At 65.6% G+C, this 15,630-nt stretch carries 12 protein-coding genes; 2 read left to right on the forward strand and 10 right to left on the reverse strand.

The annotated features are described in order from the left end of the window. Nucleotides 1–54 precede the first annotated feature (54 nt). The 9 genes from AC10V3_RS03070 to AC10V3_RS03110 all read right to left on the reverse strand — a co-directional run bounded on the left by AC10V3_RS03070 (nucleotide 55) and on the right by AC10V3_RS03110 (nucleotide 11,880). Complete coding sequence (locus AC10V3_RS03070) at nucleotides 55–2,376, reverse strand: bifunctional salicylyl-CoA 5-hydroxylase/oxidoreductase (protein WP_490923096.1); 2,322 nt, start codon at nucleotides 2,374–2,376, stop codon at nucleotides 55–57. Nucleotides 2,377–2,438: 62 nt separating this feature from the next. Continuing rightward, nucleotides 2,439–2,894 carry an acyl-CoA thioesterase gene (locus tag AC10V3_RS03075; RefSeq protein ID WP_022533709.1) on the reverse strand — a complete coding sequence of 152 codons (456 nt, stop codon included), beginning with the start codon at nucleotides 2,892–2,894 and terminating at the stop codon, nucleotides 2,439–2,441. Nucleotides 2,895–2,931: 37 nt separating this feature from the next. Then, a complete protein-coding gene (locus tag AC10V3_RS03080; protein ID WP_490923650.1) occupies nucleotides 2,932–4,392 on the reverse strand; it encodes an indolepyruvate oxidoreductase subunit beta family protein in 1,461 nt (486 codons plus the stop codon). A 79-nt stretch (nucleotides 4,393–4,471) separates the two neighbouring features. Continuing rightward, entirely contained in the window at nucleotides 4,472–6,667 is a 2,196-nt protein-coding gene (locus AC10V3_RS03085; protein WP_454751591.1) for a thiamine pyrophosphate-dependent enzyme, read from the reverse strand. A gap of 128 nt (nucleotides 6,668–6,795) precedes the next feature. After that, nucleotides 6,796–8,142 (reverse strand): MFS transporter, encoded by a 1,347-nt coding sequence (locus tag AC10V3_RS03090; protein WP_490923098.1) that lies wholly within the window; start codon nucleotides 8,140–8,142, stop codon nucleotides 6,796–6,798. Nucleotides 8,143–8,332: 190 nt separating this feature from the next. Beyond that, nucleotides 8,333–9,385 carry a porin gene (locus tag AC10V3_RS03095; RefSeq protein WP_454751593.1) on the reverse strand — a complete coding sequence of 351 codons (1,053 nt, stop codon included), beginning with the start codon at nucleotides 9,383–9,385 and terminating at the stop codon, nucleotides 8,333–8,335. Nucleotides 9,386–9,441: 56 nt separating this feature from the next. Beyond that, the gene (locus AC10V3_RS03100) at nucleotides 9,442–10,221 is read right to left on the reverse strand and encodes a cyclase family protein (RefSeq protein ID WP_349605608.1); all 780 of its coding nucleotides are present in this window, start codon (nucleotides 10,219–10,221) and stop codon (nucleotides 9,442–9,444) included. Nucleotides 10,222–10,247: 26 nt separating this feature from the next. Then, nucleotides 10,248–10,775, reverse strand: a complete 528-nt coding sequence (locus AC10V3_RS03105; protein WP_490923099.1) for a flavin reductase family protein — start codon at nucleotides 10,773–10,775, stop codon at nucleotides 10,248–10,250. Continuing rightward, nucleotides 10,762–11,880, reverse strand: coding sequence for an LLM class flavin-dependent oxidoreductase (locus tag AC10V3_RS03110; protein WP_022533716.1), 1,119 nt, complete (start codon nucleotides 11,878–11,880; stop codon nucleotides 10,762–10,764). The genes AC10V3_RS03105 and AC10V3_RS03110 overlap by 14 nt, the downstream gene beginning before the upstream one ends. 108 nt (nucleotides 11,881–11,988) lie before the next feature. Here AC10V3_RS03110 and AC10V3_RS03115 point away from each other — a divergent pair, with 108 nt between their 5' ends. Beyond that, the gene (locus AC10V3_RS03115; RefSeq protein ID WP_022533717.1) at nucleotides 11,989–12,552 is read left to right on the forward strand and encodes a winged helix DNA-binding protein; all 564 of its coding nucleotides are present in this window, start codon (nucleotides 11,989–11,991) and stop codon (nucleotides 12,550–12,552) included. A gap of 155 nt (nucleotides 12,553–12,707) precedes the next feature. On the opposite strand, the gene AC10V3_RS03120 is transcribed toward AC10V3_RS03115, so the two are convergent. Next, nucleotides 12,708–14,168, reverse strand: a complete 1,461-nt coding sequence (locus tag AC10V3_RS03120; protein ID WP_022533718.1) for a patatin-like phospholipase family protein — start codon at nucleotides 14,166–14,168, stop codon at nucleotides 12,708–12,710. A 326-nt stretch (nucleotides 14,169–14,494) separates the two neighbouring features. Here AC10V3_RS03120 and AC10V3_RS03125 point away from each other — a divergent pair, with 326 nt between their 5' ends. After that, nucleotides 14,495–15,622, forward strand: coding sequence for an AI-2E family transporter (locus AC10V3_RS03125; RefSeq protein ID WP_490923100.1), 1,128 nt, complete (start codon nucleotides 14,495–14,497; stop codon nucleotides 15,620–15,622). Nucleotides 15,623–15,630 lie beyond the last annotated feature (8 nt).

Genomic DNA, 15,630 nt, shown 5'->3' on the forward strand with positions numbered 1-15,630 from the left:
CCTCTTGGTCTGGTTTTCTCCTCTCCCGTGGAGCGAGAGAGGGACGAGCCATCGTCAGGCGGCCGCGCGCTTGATGTTGCGCTCCAGCTGATCCTTGGCGAACAGGTACTGCTTGGGCCATTCCACGCGGCGGTAGCCCAGTTGCGCGGTCTCGCGCAGCAGCCAGGCCGGATCGGCCAGGTACGGGCGCGACAGCGCGCACAGGTCGGCGCGGCCCGAGGCGATGATCCCGTTGACGTGGTCGGCTTCGGTGATCGCGCCCACGGCGATGGTCGGCACGCCTGCCTCGTTGCGCACGCGGTCGGCGAACGGGGTCTGGAACATGCGGCCGTAGACCGGCTTCTGCTCCGGCGTGACTTCGCCGGAAGAGCAGTCGATCATGTCGGCGCCAGCTGCCTTGAACAGGCGTGCCATGGCCACCGCGTCATCGGCGCTGTTGCCGCCTTCGACCCAGTCAGTGGCGGAAATGCGCACCGACACGGGCTTGTCCTGCGGCCATGCTGCGCGCACCGCGCGCAGCACTTCCAGCGGGAAGGCCATGCGGTTTTCCAGCGAGCCGCCGTATTCGTCGCTGCGCTGGTTGGTCACAGGCGAGAGGAAGTTCGACAGCAGGTAGCCGTGGCCGGCCTGCAGCTCCAGCCAGTCAAAGCCGGCGGCTGCGGCACGCAGGGTGGCGGCGACGAAGTCATCGCACACGCGGTCCATGTCTGCGCGGGTCATGGCGCGCGGCGTCTGCGAAACGCCCGGCAGGTACGGCAGTGCGGAGGCCGAGATCAGCGGCCAGTTGCCCTCGGCCAGCGGGTGGTCCATCTGTTCCCAGCCCAGTTGCGTCGAGCCACGGCGCCCGGCGTGGCCGATCTGCACGCCGATGCGCGCGCTGGTGTGCTCATGCACGAAGCCGACGATGCCGGCGAATGCCGCGGCCTGCTGGTCATTCCACAGGCCCGGGCAACCCTGCGTGATGCGGCCCTCCGGCGACACCGCCGTCATTTCCACCATCACCAGGCCCGCACCGCCCAGTGCGCGGCTGCCCAGGTGCACCATGTGGAAATTGCCCGGCACGCCCATCTGGCACGAGTACATGGCGGTGGGCGACACCACCACCCGGTTCTTCAGTTCCACGCCGCGCACGGTGTACGGCGTCAGCATCGGCGGCACGGCGGCAGCATCCGTGCCGGCGCGTTCGGCCAGCCACGACTCGTAGCCTTCCAGCCAGGCCTTGTCGCGCACGCGCAGGTTCTCGTGCGAGATGCGCTGCGAGCGGGTCAGCAGCGAGTAGGCGAACTGCTCGGGCTCCAGGTCTTCATAGCGCCTGACGTTCTCGAACCATTCGGTCGAATTGCGCGCGGCGTTCTGGATCTTGAGCACTTCCACCGAGCGCACGGCTTCGTAGTGCTTCAGTGCATCTTCCAGCGGGCCGTCGGTGTTGCGAAGGGTGCGCGCCAGCTCGATGGCATCTTCCAGCGCCAGCTTGGTGCCGGAGCCGATCGAGAAGTGCGCGGTGTGGGCGGCATCGCCCATCAGCACCACGGGCACCTTCTTCTCCAGGCCGCTGTCGTCGGTCAGGTTGTTCCAGTGCACCCACTTCTCGCAGATCACGCGCGGGAACTGGATCCAGATCGCCGAGCCGCGCAGGTGGCCAGCGTTGCTGATCAGCGGGTTGCCATCCAGGTACGGGGCGAACAGCTTCTCGCAGTAGGCGATGCCCTCTTCCTGGCTCATCTGGTCGATGCCGGCGGCCTTCCAGGTTTCTTCCGGGGTCTCGACGATGAAGGTTGAGGTGCCGTCCTCGAAACGATAGGCGTGTGCCTGGAACCAGCCATGCTCGGTCGGCACGAAGATGAAGTTGAAGGCGTCGAACACCTTTTTCGTGCCCAGCCAGACAAAGCGGCAGTTGCGCGTGTCGATGTCGGGGCGGAAGGTGTCGGCATAGCGCTTGCGAACCACGCTGTTGAGGCCGTCGGAAGCCAGCACCAGGTCGGCGTTGTACTTGCGCGCGATGGCCTGGTCGTCCTCGACGTAGTTCTCGAACACCAGCTCCACACCGACTTCCTCGCAGCGCGCCTGCAGGATGTTCAGCAGCTTCTTGCGGCCGATACCGATAAAGCCGTGGCCGCCACTGCGCACCGCGCGGCCCTTGAAGTGGACTTCGACATCGTCCCAGCGGTTGAACGCATCGCCGATGGTCTCGGCCGAGACCGGGTCGGCCTCGCGCAGGTTGTCCATGGTGGCGTCGGAGAACACCACGCCCCAGCCGAAGGTGTCATAGGGGCGGTTGCGCTCGACCACCACGACCTTGTTGGCGGGATCCTGGAGCTTCATCAACAGGCCGAAATACAGGCCGGCGGGGCCACCGCCGATACATACAATGTTCATGGCTGCTTCCAATGAGGTTACTACCGGAGCCTTCGGCACTCGCGCTGCGGGTACGTCGGCATTCAGACGGTGGTTTCGGGAAAAGGCCGGTCTGCGAGGGCAGGGCCGTGTTCGATGGCGGCCCGCAGGTCGTCGGGCACCGGAATCGCCAGGTGCGTGTCCAGCGAGGTCATCACGATGGTCTGCGTGGCCGCCATGCGCAGCTCGCCGTCTGCGCCGGTGCAGCGCCAGGCCAGCGTGATCGACTTGCCCCCAAGGCGCACCAGTTCCAGCTCCAGCCAGACCTGGTCGCCAAAGCGGCTGATCGCCTTGAAGTCCACCTCCAGGTGCACGGTCGGCATGCCCAGCCGGCGCGCGCCGATCACGCCGTGGTAGCCGTCCGGCAACAGGGTGTCGACCCAGCGTTCGATCAGGTCGTTGAACAGCACGAAGTACTGCGGGTAGAAGACGATGCCGGCCGGGTCGCATTCCGAGAAATGGATCTTGTGCCGGCGCCGGAAGGTATGCGTAGTGCTCATGGTCTGCGGTATCTGCTATGGGGTTGGCACGTGAAGGTCACGCCAGCGCATGGCGGAGGAGGGCTTCCTTCAGCTTCTTGCCGTGCTCGTCTGCCAGCGCCGCCTCGCGCAACTCGCGCAGCGTGGCCGGGGCCAGGCGGGCACCCGCCCGCATCACGGCGTTCATCAGGGTCTGGTAGTTGGTCAGGCCGCGCACATGGGTGTCGCTGTAGCCTTTCACCAGCCGCTGGCACTGCACCACTTCCAGCGCCAGCGCCGGGTTGAGGCGCGCGGCGGCCAGCACCTGGGCCAGCCAGCTTTCGATACGCTCGGTTTCCAGCGTATAGCGCAGCGTGCTGCGGCGGATGCCGCGCAGGCGCGACACGGCCCACAGCATCAGGTAGCCGCGCAGCGAGCTGGTGGTGACCACGCGACCCGAGGTGGTGAAGCGGCGCACCAGGTGGTGCAAGAAATGCGGCTTCATCAGCCAGCGGCCGAGTCCGGCCGGCAGCGTCTCGCAGATTTCTTCCAGGCGCGGGTGCATGAACTCGTTGATCGCCAGCAGCTGCTTGTCGCCGGCGCGCACCTCGCCCCGCACGCGCGCGAAGCGCGAGTCGCGGGTCTTGAGGTCGGCCACGCGAATGGTGTCTTCGTACGACATCCACAGCGCCAGGTGGCGCGCGGTTTCGCGCAGCAGCGCGATGTCGTTGTTGCCGACGGCCCGGTGCACGGCCGCCAGCCGATCCAGGTACAGGCCGGCGTAGGCCACGTCCTGGTAGTCGATCATGCGGCGCACGCCTTCGATCACGACGGGCCAGTTCTCGGCCGGTTGTTCGACGCGGGCGCGCTGCAGTAACTGCGCAACCCTGGGATCCTGCGGCTTGAGTTCGCCCAGCGGCTTTGCAGCTTCCGCGGCGGGCGTCTCAGCGGCCTCGGCTGTGGCGAACGCCGCGCCAAAGGCGCGCAGGCTGGGCTTCACGCCCACACCGCCGCGCTCGATGGTGGCTTCGAACTGCGCACGGCTGAACGGCAGCACGCCGGTACCCGCCAGCGCGCCGAACAGCACGGCGCTGATGACGCTGCCGCTGGCTTCGGCGGCCTGCGCCATGTCGAAGCGTACAAAGCGTTTGGCGGCCTTGCCGGCATGGGCGATCAGCTCATTGCTGTCGACCCGCCCGTCGCCCATCGCGGATTTCTCCGCAATCGAATACACGCGGTGGGTGGAAGACACCAGCGTGGTACGCTCCGGCGTCACCAGTCCGCGCTGCACGGCGCGGCCGGCTTCCATCAGTTCGGAGGCGAGTACCACATCGACATCGCCAGGGGTGGGCATCAGCGCCAGCACCGGCTGGCGGCCGGCCTGCTCGGCCAGGTCGCGCGGGAACAGCTCGACGTAATAGATGGTGGCGCCGGTGCGCTGCGCCACGCCGGGCACCGACGTGGTTTGCGCGATATAGCCGTTGTGCTCGCCCAGATCCACGATCCAGTCGGCCAGCACACCGCCGCCCTCGCCACCCATGGCTAGGATGGCGACCTTGATCGGCTTGGCGCTGAGGTTGTTGGGTGCGTTCACGATTGAACCTCTCGAAACTTGGTGTTCAGAATGCAAGGCGGGTGCGGCGCGCGGCATCGCGACGCTGCAGGAAGCCGATCACGCCGTCGCGCAGGCGCTGGCGCAGCTTGTCGATGCGGGTCGGGTTGGTGACGATCTGCGCGCGATAAAACGACGGACACAGCACCGCTGCGTGCGAGACCTCGCCACACAGGCCGCAGCCCACGCAGCTGTCCAGCACGGCGGCGACCGGATCGGTGCGCAGCGGGTCCGGATTGGGCTTGATCGTCAGCGAAGGGCAGCCGGATAGCCGGATGCACGAGTGATCGCCGGTGCAGGTGTCCGAATCCACGCCAAAGCGCTCGCGCACCACGCGCTGGCCGTCGGCGATCGCCTTGCGCGTCTTCGGCTTCTCGCGGCGCTGCTTGTTCAGCATGCATTCGCTCTGCGCGATCAGCACCTTGGGACCCTTGGCGCCGGTGGTCAGCGCTTCCTTGAGGGTGGCCTTCATCGCCTTCAGGTCATAGGTGTGGCGGATGGTGCGCACCCACTTGACACCCACGCCCTTGACCGCGTCCTCGATGGCGTGGCCGGTGCTGCGGGTGTCGTTCAGCGCGGTCGAGGACAGGATGTCCTGCCCGCCGGTGGCCGATGTGTAGCTGTTGTCGACCACGATGGTCAGGTTGTCGCTCTTGTTGAAGACTGCGTTGGCGATGCCGCTGGTCAGGCCGTTGTGCCAGAAGCCGCCGTCGCCCATCACGGAGATGGCGCGCTTGCCGCCGGGCGCGTTCAGGGCCGCGGCGCTGGCGCTGCCCAGGCCGTAGCCCATGGTGGTGTTGCCCAGGTTGAACGGTGGCAGGATCGAGAACAGGTGGCAGCCGATGTCGGCGCTCACGTGGTGCTCGCCGATCTCGCGCTCGACCAGCTTCATCGCGGTGAAGATCGGGCGCTCCGGGCAGCCGGTACAGAAGCCGGGCGGGCGCGCATGCACGCTCTCGTCGACGAGCTTCTGCGGTTCCAGCAATTCGGCGGCCACGGCATCGACGGTGGCGGCCGGGGCCTGCACAAGCGGGATTACCTTGCGGGCGGGCTTCGGCTCAGGCAGCGGATCAATCTTGCCGTACTGCTCCAGGAAGGCGCGCAGCCCCTTGAGCACGGTCGCGGTGTTGTACTCGCCAGCCAGCGGCAACAGGTCCTTGCCATGCAGCGCCGCGGTGGCACCGGCCATGCGCAGGATGTTGGCGGCGTTCTGCTCGATAAAGTTGGGCTGGCCTTCTTCCAGCACCAGCACCGCGCGCTTGCCCGCGCAGAAGCGTTCCCACTCCGAATCGATCAGCGGGTAGGCCACGTTCATCACGTACAGGGGGATCTTCGACTCGCCGAACACATCGGCCAGGCCGAGCTGCTCCAGTGCGCGGATCAGCGTGTTGTAGCTGCCACCCTGCACGGCGATGCCGATGTCATCCATCTCGCCGTGGAAGAACTCATTGAGCTGGCGTTCCTCGATGAACTTCACGGCGGCGGGCCAGCGCTGCTTGATCTTCTCATGCTCGTGCACGAAGCTCGCCGGGGGCAGCACGATGCGGCTGAGGTCGCGCGTGGGATGGTCCAGCGCGTCCTGGATCGAGAAGCGGCTGCGGCGGTTGTCGGAGGCGACGAACTGGCCATGTACATGGCACGAGCGCACGCGCAGCTGGAGCATCACCGGCGTATTGGAAGCTTCGGACAAGTCAAAGCCGTCCTTCACCGCCTGCACGATGCACGGCAGGTTGGGGCGCGGATCGAGCAGCCACATCTGGGACTTCATCGCGAAGGCATGGCTGCGTTCCTGCATGATCGAGGAACCTTCGCCGTAGTCCTCGCCGACGATGATCAGCGCGCCGCCGGTGACGCCGCCCGAAGCCAGGTTGGCCAGCGCGTCCGACGCCACGTTGGTGCCCACAGTGGCCTTGAACGTTACCGCGCCGCGCAGCGGGTAGTTGACCGAGGCCGCCAGCGACGCGGCCGCGGTGGCTTCGCTCGCGCTGTTCTCGAAGCGGATGCCATGCTCGGCAAGGATGTCCTGCGCGTCGGCCAGCACGTCCATCAGGTGCGAGATCGGCGAGCCCTGGTAGCCGGCCACGTAGGCGACGCCAGACTCCAGCAGCGCCTTGGTGACCGCAAGGATGCCCTCGCCGCTGAATACCTCGCCGGAACCCAGGCGCAACTTCTTGACCTCTTCGACAAACGAACGCTCAGCCATGGCTTTTCTTCCTGATGCTCACGTTGGGGTGAGACGGATATCGTTTAAACATAAACATTTCCATAATCATATATATGTGCGGAGCTAGGGGTCACTGGGACGGCTTCCGCGGAAGCCGAAGCCCCTCCTCAGGCGATTTCTGCGTTGCTTTGCTGGCCGCCGCGAGTCACGACGACTGGTTCCCTTGCCGATGGCAGCAGCGCCACAGCCAGCGCAGCGGCGAGGCCGGCAATGGAGAACGTGATGAAATTCCAGCCGAAACTCAGGCCTGAGCCGGCGACGTAGCCGCCGACGAGCGGGCCGCTCATGGCGCCGAATCGCGCGAAGCTCAGGGCCCATCCTGTTGCCGCGGCCCGTGCGTGTGCCGGGTAGTATCCGGCCAGGTAGCCGGTGAGGATCAGGGATGCCGAGACGCTGCCCACGCCTGCCAGAGCGACCAGCAGGTAGTTGACGGCAACGGAGTTGCGGAACATCAGCGCGCCGATGGCGAGAGCGCCGATCAGGTAGAAGAGCGCAACGGTGCCACGTGCGCCCATCCTGTCGGCCGCGCCGCCCAGGAAGAGGCCGCCCACCGCGGAAGCAAGGCTGAAGATAACCAGGAAGGAAAGACTGGAGCCGAGGTCGTAGCCATTCTTGCGCATGATGGTCGGCAACCACGTATTGAGGCCGTAGACCAGCAGCAAGCCGAAGAACAGTGCGATCCAGAAGCACGCCGTCGCGCGTAGCTGCTTGCGGGCGAACATGCTCGACATCACGTCGCGCCAGGCGGCGCGGGCGGCGCTGTTGGCGGGCCGGGCTTGTGACGGCAGCCGGCCATGGCCAGTGCGATCGGCCAATGCCTGCGCTTCAGCGATTCGCCCTTGCCCCACCAGGTACTCCAGCGACTCAGGCAGCATCCACGCCATCAGGGGTATCAACACCATGGGCACGGCACCCAGGCCAATCACGCCACGCCAGCCAAGACTGGGCAACAGCCACATCGCAATGAGCGCGGCGCAGAGGATGCCCACCGAATACCCCGAGTACATCAGCCCATAGTTGAAGCTGCGGCGGTGCGGCGGCGAGTACTCGATGGTCAAGGCGGCGGCGACGGGAATGACGCCACCGAGGCCGAGCCCGCCGATGAATCGCAAGACGCCGAAGATGGCGGGCGTCGGTGCATAGGACGCGCCCAGCATGGTCAGCGAGAACAAGGAAACGCAGAGCAGCAGCATGCGGCGGCGGCCGATCATCTCGCTCAGCGTGCCGATCAGGAAGGCGCCAAAGAACATGCCGACGAGGGCATAGCTGCTGAGGGCGCCGAGTTCCAGCGGCGTCAGGTTCCAGTTGCGGTCGTCGGCGAGTGCGGGCAGTACCGCTCCCATGACGCCGACGTCATAGCCTTCAAAGAGAATCGCAAGGAAGCATACGAAAAGTACGGTATAGGTCGCGCGGGAAGCGGGGCGCCAGGGCTGAACGGTGCCAGCTGGGATCATTGTCTGTCTCCTGATGGGTGGCGGATATGGAACCGGAGAAGCCGCCAGGGAACCTGTTTCGCGCGATCGGCGCCACGCGCTCGTTGTTGTTCCACATAGTTTAGGCATAAATATATGATTGTGGAAATAGTTTTTTGAGGCGACGAAGGGAGTCTGGTCGGCGCCTCGAAGGGAGGCGCCGAGGCCGCAACTAGAACTTGTGGCGCAGGCCCAGGCCGAAGGTGTTGCCCGGGTTCAGGTCGGTTACCTTGTCATAGCGCCAGGCGGCGTAAAGGTCAGTGCGCTTGGAGAACGGGTAGTCGTAGGCCAGCGTGGTGGTATCGCGGCGGGCCGAGCCCAGCGTCTCGTTGCCGCCCTGCCAGGTACGCACCCACGTTGCCATCAGCGAGCCCGGTCCCAGCGGCGCGCTCGCGCCCACCTGCATGGTGCGGTTGCGCTGGCGGCTCAGCGTGCTGAAGCTGTTGTCCGACTGCGCGTACTGGCCGAACAGCTTGACCACCTTGAAGTCGTAGGACACGCCCGCCAGGTAGGCCATCTGGTAGCTGGCGCCGCTGGCCGCGAACTCTGGCGCATTGACCCCCACCCGCTGCACCGCCAGCGTGGCGCCAAAGTTGCCGTTGAAATAGGTGGCATTGCCGCCGTAGTTCTGCTTGCCCTGGTGGCCAGTGCTCTCCCCGGTCGCGTAGATCGCATTGAAGCGCAGCCCGCCGAAGCCCGGACTCTGGTACAGCACCGAGTTGTCCCAGGCGGTGTCGCCCGCCACCGAGTTGCCCACCGGCGCGCCCGGCGGCGTGGTGTAGGTGTGCAGGAACATCGGCGAGAACACCGCCGAGTCGGCCAGCGGGTTGAACAACAGCATGGACAAGAACCACGGCGTGGTGTTGCGTCCCAGCTTGATCGCGCCGAAGCCGCCATTCAGGCCGACAAAGGCATTGCGCCCGAACATGACGTCGCCGTCGAAGCGGCCGACCTTGCCATTGTCCGTACGGAAAAAGCTCTCCAGCGTGAACTCGGCGTTCAGGCCGTTGCCCAGCGCCTCCTGCCCCCCAATGCCCCAGTACGAGGTGGTCAGGCCGGAACTGTCGACGATCGCGGTGCCGTGGGCATCGCCACTGGCGCGCACGGAGCCGGCAAAGGCGTCGATCGTGCCGTAGAGCTGCACGGCGCTCTGGGCATGTGCGGCGCCGGAGACGAGGCTGCCGGCGGCCGCCACGGCGGCGAGGATCCTGCGTTGGTACTTCATTGTCTTCCCTTCTCTCTCTCTCTCTCTCTCTTCTCTTGTGGACGTCTGCGGTTCTGTCAGGTGGCCGCGATCGCCAGTACACGCAACGGACTGCCCGACCCGTTCTGGATCTTCAGCGGTGCCGCCACGATCAACGCGCCGGTAGGCGGCAGCTGGTCCAGGTTCTTCAGGCATTGCAGGCCGTACTTGTTCGCGCCGTGCATCAGCGTGTGGCAGGGGTACGGCAGCGGCCAGGCGTAGGACTGGCCGGCATCGGTGTTGATGGTTTCGACGCCGAAGCCGTGGACGTTGCGTTCATGGATCAGCCACTCGACCGTGGCCTGTTCCGGGCCGGGCGTATGGGCGCCGTCCTCGCGCAGGCCGAGGAACTCGGCAGGGTCGGTCTTCTTGCTCCAGTCGGTGCGCAGCAGCACCCAGGCGCCGGCGGGAATGCGGCCGTGTTCGGCTTCCCAGCGCTGCAGGTGCGAGACCGTCAGCACCCAGTCGGGGTTCTCCGCCACTTCGGCGCTGGCATCGACCACTACCGCGGGGGCGATGAAGTTGGCCGGGTCGATGGTGTCCACGGTGTTGTTGGCGTGGTCCTTGCCCGAGATCCAGTGCACCGGCGCGTCGAAATGCGTGCCGGTATGCTCGCCACAGGAGAAGTTGTTCCAGTACCAGCCCGGTCCCTTGTCGTCGTACTGGCTGATGCGTTCCATCTTGAACGCCCACACCTGCCCGAATTCGGGGGGCAGCACCAGCGCGGGGAAGTCCGGCGACAGGGTCTGGGTCAGGTCGATGATCCTTGCCTTGCCGCCGGAAAGGTCCGCGGCAAGCTGTTGCAGGGTGTTGCTCATGGGGTCTCCTTGTTGTATTCGCCGTGTCAGGCCGACGCGTGCGCCAGCCGCGTGTACCGTCCCTGCCAGTAGAGCAGCGGCGCCGGGGCCTGCTCGGCCACATGTACCGCCCGCACCCGCCCGATGATCAGGATGTGCCCGTGGCGCTCCAGCAGTTCCTCCGCCTCGCAATCCATGGCCACCACGGCATCGGCCAGCACCGGGGCACCGTCGCGGGTGAGCTGGGTCCAGGCGTCGCTGCCGTAGCGCGCGGCGCCGGCCTCGCCGCCAAAACCGGTGAAGCGCTGCGCGATCGCCTGCTGCTCCACGTGCAGCAGGTTCACGCCGAAGCGCCGCGTGCGCTGCAGCAGCCCGGCCGACGAGCTGGTCGCCTTCATCGACGCCACCAGCATCGGCGGCTCGGCCGAGAACGACGACACCGAGGTTGCGGTGAAGCCGCTGCGCTCTTCGCCTTCGGCCACCGTCACCACGGTCACCGCGCCGGCGAAGCCGCGCATCGCCTGCTTGAACTGCTGCTGTAGCGCCGCCAGCGGATCATGCTTACTGGCCGCCATGTTTCGACCCTCCGGGCTGGCGCAGGCCGCGTGCCTCCAGGATCGGCAGCACCGTGTCGCGGAAGTACGGGAACTCCTTCACGTAGTCGACGAACGACAGCGTGGTGCCCTTGAAGCCGGCTTCGGCCAGCGCACAGATGCCGTCGGCCACCTGCTCGGGCGTGCCCACCAGCGGGAAGCCGCCGTGGCCCGCCGCCATGCGGTCGCGGATCAGTGCCAGCAGGTCGTGCGGGAACGACTGCGCGTTGGCAAACTGCAGCGCCACCAGGTTGTCCACCGCCGCCCAGTCGGCGTTGTCCTGCGCAAAGTGGCGCAGGTAGTCGCGCGCTTCCTGCTCGGTCGGGCGGCACACCACGTGCGAGAAGGTCAGCACTTGCACCGGCTTGTTTGCCGCACGGGCCTTGGCTTTCAGCTCGGCCACTTCCACTTTGGACCGCGCCAGGTCGATCGCCGGCGTGAACAGAAAATTGGCGTTCTGGATGGCGAAGTCGCGGCCTTCGCCGGAACCCGCGGCGTTCAGGATCGGCGGGCGCTCGCCGTGCCACGGCTTGGGCAGGCCGTAGATGCCCTTCAGGTGGAAGTTCTCGCCGTCATAGTTGAAGGCGCCGTCGCGCTCCCAGATCTGCTTGATGACGTCGAACCACTCCTGCGCATAGCTGTAGCGCTTGTCGTGACCGGCGGCCAGCGGCAGGCCCAGGGCCTCGTACTCGGGGCGGTTCCAGCCCGCCACGATGTTCAGGCCCGCGCGGCCCTGGCCGATCTGGTCCAGCGTCGCGATCTGCTTGGCCACCACCGCCGGGTGGTTGGCCGCGGTGTGGATGGTCGCGAATACCGTCAGGTTCTTCGTCTGCGCCAGCAAGCCGGCAGCCCACGTGATCGTTTCCAGCACCGAGCCGTGGAAGTCGGTCTCGCCGCCGTAGCCGATCCAGCGCGCGATCGGCAGCATGAAATCGATGCCGGCTTCGTCCAGCATCTGCGCCAGCTTCGCGTTGTTTTCCCACGAGTTGTCCCAGCGCTCGCCGATCTTGGTCACCGACATGCCACCCGAGCAATTGGTCGCAAACGTGCCCAGTACAAAGTCCTTCGTGTTCAGAATTTTTCTCATGCGTATCTCCCGGCCAAGTAGAATCCCTGAAGCAGGCGCCGCCCGCGGATAATGCGGCGCCCGTACTGCCCTGAAAAACCCACGCACGCAACGTGCGTCGAGCTGACAATGCCCAAGACCTCGAGTAACTCCACGCCATCCGCGAAAATCGACCGCACTGCCGAGCAACATCGCTGGCACCTGGCGACGGATGATTTCAGCGTCGAGATCACCGACCTCGAATACGCCGTCATGCGGGCTTATCAGTCGTTCCTGCGGTGGCAGTCCGAATGCCTGGCGGCCGTGACCGGGATTACGCTGAGCGGGCAGGAAAATACCCTGCTGCACATCATCCGGATGCACGAGCGGCCCAAGACCATCAAGGACCTGCTGCACATGACCAATCGCCAGGACGTGCCCAACATGCAATATGAGTTGCGCAAGCTGCTCAAGGCCGAACTGGTCGACAAATACGGCAGCGCACGCACGGGCATTTACTACTTCGCCACTGACGAAGGCATAAGGGTGTGCGACGAATTCGCCCGGTTGCGGCGCGAGACACTGCTCGAGACCGCGCAAGGCGAATTCGGCCCTAAATCCGGCGCCCTGAAGGCTGCCGGACAGCTGGAACAACTGGAAAAGGTCTACGAGATCGCTACGCGTGAAATCGCGACCTATCACCGCCGTCGCTAGAAGGAGTGGTTTTGGAAACTCATCGGGGGGCGCTGTCTCCTGGTGGCGCGTGACGTACCGCGCGCATCGAATAAATAATCAAATAGAAGATTTATTTGATGCAAATGTAGCGCACTGCGGCGGGCTTCGCCACGGTTTTTACACTAGGGGAAACACTAGGGGGCTGACGGTTGCGTGTGCGCCGGTTCGGCCACAATCCTGGCGCCGACATCGCGCAGCAGCCGCTGGAAATCGGGCGACGCCAGGATGATCTTGCCCGCCGCCGCGCGCAGCCGGTCGACGGCCTCGGGAGGCAGGGAGAACGAGGTGGGCAGCTCGTTCAGGTAGGCCAGTTCCGCCTTGTCCGCCAACTGGGCGAACGAGACATCGATGGCGTAGATGGTCGAGTCCGGCGTGCGCAGCGTGGCGGCGACCGCGGCATCCTTGTTCGCCTTGAAGGCAGAGGACTGCCGGACCTGGCCCATGGAGTGCCAGCGCGCCTGGCTGTCCCTGAGCAGCTCGGTCGCCTCGTAGGAGTAGTGGTCGATGGGAACGCCCGTCGCCTTGACCAGGATCTCCAGCGTACCGGGCGCGGACTCCGATTTATCCCATGCCGTCTTTGGCGTGGACAGCGAGTTGACGACAAAGACCACGATCCTGCGCGTATGGTCGAGCGGGGTAGGCTGGCCGACCAGGTGCAGCGCTTCCATCAGCTCCAGCGCGTCCAGCACGCTGCGCATGCCCAGGTTGTCGGAAACACCGCCATCCACGAGATGGATGTAGGGCCGGTTGATGCTGTCTCCGAGTTCCGCCTCTTCCTTCAGGTGCCGGGTCGCACGCGCAGCCGGCCTGGGCGGGTCGGCGGCATCGATAAAAGGCTGGACCCAGTCGGGTGGTGCGTAGCCACAGTTGCCGCCGTAGTTATTGAGTGTAATGGGCGTCAGCACGACCGGCACGGCAGACGATGCGGCAGCGGCGCGGGACAGCCGTACCGCATTCAGGTCCGAGCAGAGTACGTCGAAGGCGCCCTGGGTGAAAGGCAGGCGGGCGCCTGTGGAAATATCCGTGGCGGATGCAATGATGAAGGGGCCTTGCCCGCGGTTCAGGTCGCCGAAAGTCGCCCCGTTGAACAGGATCTCGTCATACAGATCGGCCGCCAGTTCGGAGCGGCCCCAGCCGCCCGACCACAGGGACGGCCAGTAGGCGGGGTTGAGCGTGCGGAACGTAATCTCGCCCTGTACGTCGCGCTTGAGAAAGCGCTGCTCGTAGTCGTCGAAGAGCTTGTCGCCATAAAGGCCATAGGCGAGCGCGGTGAAGCTCCCGCCGGACACGCCGGTAATGACGCCGACATGGTCGAGCAGGCGCGACTTGACGCCTCTGGGGCCGACCACTTCCGTATTGCGCAGGAATTCCAGCACGCCGTACGAGAAGGCGGCGGCGCGTGTCCCGCCGCCCGAGAAAGCCAGGATCACCAGGTTTTCGCTGGTCTTCGCATAGTTGGGGCGCGTCGTGTATCGATAGCCGGTAGCCGGATCGGCGTGGGCAAGCGGCGGGTTGACAGGCCGGCTGGCGCAGCCGCCGAGCAGAAGCAGCAACGAAACGGCGATTACCCATGCTGGCGTCGGCAATCTGGCCATAGGTCCTCCGCAGCGAATTAGGACGAGCAAGACCGGACGTGTCGGCGTCCTTTGGCTATCACCATACTAGGCGGCTTATGTGGCGGCAGGCGCAACTTTCGAGGTTGTCCCGGCCAGCGCCGATGGACTAGACTAGATTTCACCGGTCCAAGAGACCAGTAATTAACCTCGTTGGGCTGATGCGCGGCGGTGAGATTGCCAGGGCCGTGCGTTGGCGTGGATGACACGGCGGGCGCGCCTTTTGCAGGCGGGACTCGGCCGCCCGTTGAGCCAGCAAGTGGCTTACCGATCCGATACCTTTGCGGCGATCTGCAAGGAGGCAATCGATGTTGCCCACGCCCACTTCCGAGAGAGCGCTGTCCCGGGGACTGCTCGACGTACTGATCCGTGCCGGGCTGATCGCCGTGCTGGCGATTTTCTGCTTCCAGATATTCAACCCCTTTCTCGATCTCATCGTCTGGTCCGTGATCCTGGCGATTACGATCTATCCGCTGCAGGTCAGGCTCAGGCGCAGGCTGGGCAACAATGACGGCCGTGCCGCCACGCTGATCGTCGTGATCGCGATCGCCATCATCGCGGTGCCGGCCTATCTGTTGGGCTCCGCCATGGTCGATTCGGTGGAGAATGCCATGGCCATGGTCAAGAGCGAGGGCATTCATATTCCGCCGCCGGCAGAGTCGGTAGCCGCCTGGCCGTTGATTGGCCAACGCGTGTACGACTTGTGGCAGTACGCCGCCACGGACCTGACCGGCCTGGCACAGAAGTATGCGCCGCAGATCAAGGACATCAGCCTTGCCCTGCTGGTCGCGATCGCCGGCATTGGCAAGGGTTTGCTGATCTTCATCTTCGCGCTGATCATCGGGGGCATCTTCATGGCCTACGGCGAGGCCGGCAGCCGCAGCGCCGAGCAGATTGCCTCGCGCATCTTTAGCCCGGCCAAAGGCCCGCACATCGCCAGGCTATGCACCGCGACCATCCGCGCGGTGGCGCAGGGCGTGGTCGGCATCGCCTTTATCCAGATGCTGTTGATCGGTGTCGCCTTCGTGATCAAGGGTGTTCCCGCGGCGGGCGTGCTGGCCTTACTTGTGCTGCTCCTGGGGATCGCGCAGTTGCCGGCCACGCTGATCACCATCCCGGTGATTATTTATGTCCTGGCCTCGGAGGGCGCCAACGTTGCCACCATTGTCTTCTCCATCTATGTCTTCATCGCGGGGCTGGCCGATAACGTGCTGAAGCCGCTGCTGCTGGGGCGTGGCGTCGATGTGCCGATGCCGGTGGTGTTGATCGGGGCCCTGGGCGGCATGGTCACCGGCGGCGTGATTGGCCTGTTTATCGGCCCGGTGGTGCTCGCGGTCGGCTACCAGCTGTTCTGGCAATGGGTGGAAGACCAGCCGCAGCCGCAGGCGCAGGCGCAGGAGCAGGAGGGAGACCTGGCAAACCGGCAGCAGGTCTGAGGTGGTCC

The sequence above is a fragment of the Cupriavidus sp. PB-02 genome, from assembly GCF_058252315.1.

Bases quoted from the DNA above. Each gene is read 5' to 3' on its own strand.
- AC10V3_RS03095 (WP_454751593.1), bottom strand. From the start codon at position 9,385: ATGAAGTACCAACGCAGGATCCTCGCCGCCGTGGCGGCCGCCGGCAGC.
- AC10V3_RS03075 (WP_022533709.1), bottom strand. From the start codon at position 2,894: ATGAGCACTACGCATACCTTCCGGCGCCGGCACAAGATCCATTTCTCG.
- AC10V3_RS03070 (WP_490923096.1), bottom strand. From the start codon at position 2,376: ATGAACATTGTATGTATCGGCGGTGGCCCCGCCGGCCTGTATTTCGGC.
- AC10V3_RS03110 (WP_022533716.1), bottom strand. From the start codon at position 11,880: ATGAGAAAAATTCTGAACACGAAGGACTTTGTACTGGGCACGTTTGCG.
- AC10V3_RS03125 (WP_490923100.1), top strand. From the start codon at position 14,495: ATGTTGCCCACGCCCACTTCCGAGAGAGCGCTGTCCCGGGGACTGCTC.
- AC10V3_RS03120 (WP_022533718.1), bottom strand. From the start codon at position 14,168: ATGGCCAGATTGCCGACGCCAGCATGGGTAATCGCCGTTTCGTTGCTG.
- AC10V3_RS03090 (WP_490923098.1), bottom strand. From the start codon at position 8,142: ATGATCCCAGCTGGCACCGTTCAGCCCTGGCGCCCCGCTTCCCGCGCG.
- AC10V3_RS03100 (WP_349605608.1), bottom strand. From the start codon at position 10,221: ATGAGCAACACCCTGCAACAGCTTGCCGCGGACCTTTCCGGCGGCAAG.
- AC10V3_RS03105 (WP_490923099.1), bottom strand. From the start codon at position 10,775: ATGGCGGCCAGTAAGCATGATCCGCTGGCGGCGCTACAGCAGCAGTTC.
- AC10V3_RS03115 (WP_022533717.1), top strand. From the start codon at position 11,989: ATGCCCAAGACCTCGAGTAACTCCACGCCATCCGCGAAAATCGACCGC.
- AC10V3_RS03080 (WP_490923650.1), bottom strand. From the start codon at position 4,392: ATGGGTGGCGAGGGCGGCGGTGTGCTGGCCGACTGGATCGTGGATCTG.
- AC10V3_RS03085 (WP_454751591.1), bottom strand. From the start codon at position 6,667: ATGGCTGAGCGTTCGTTTGTCGAAGAGGTCAAGAAGTTGCGCCTGGGT.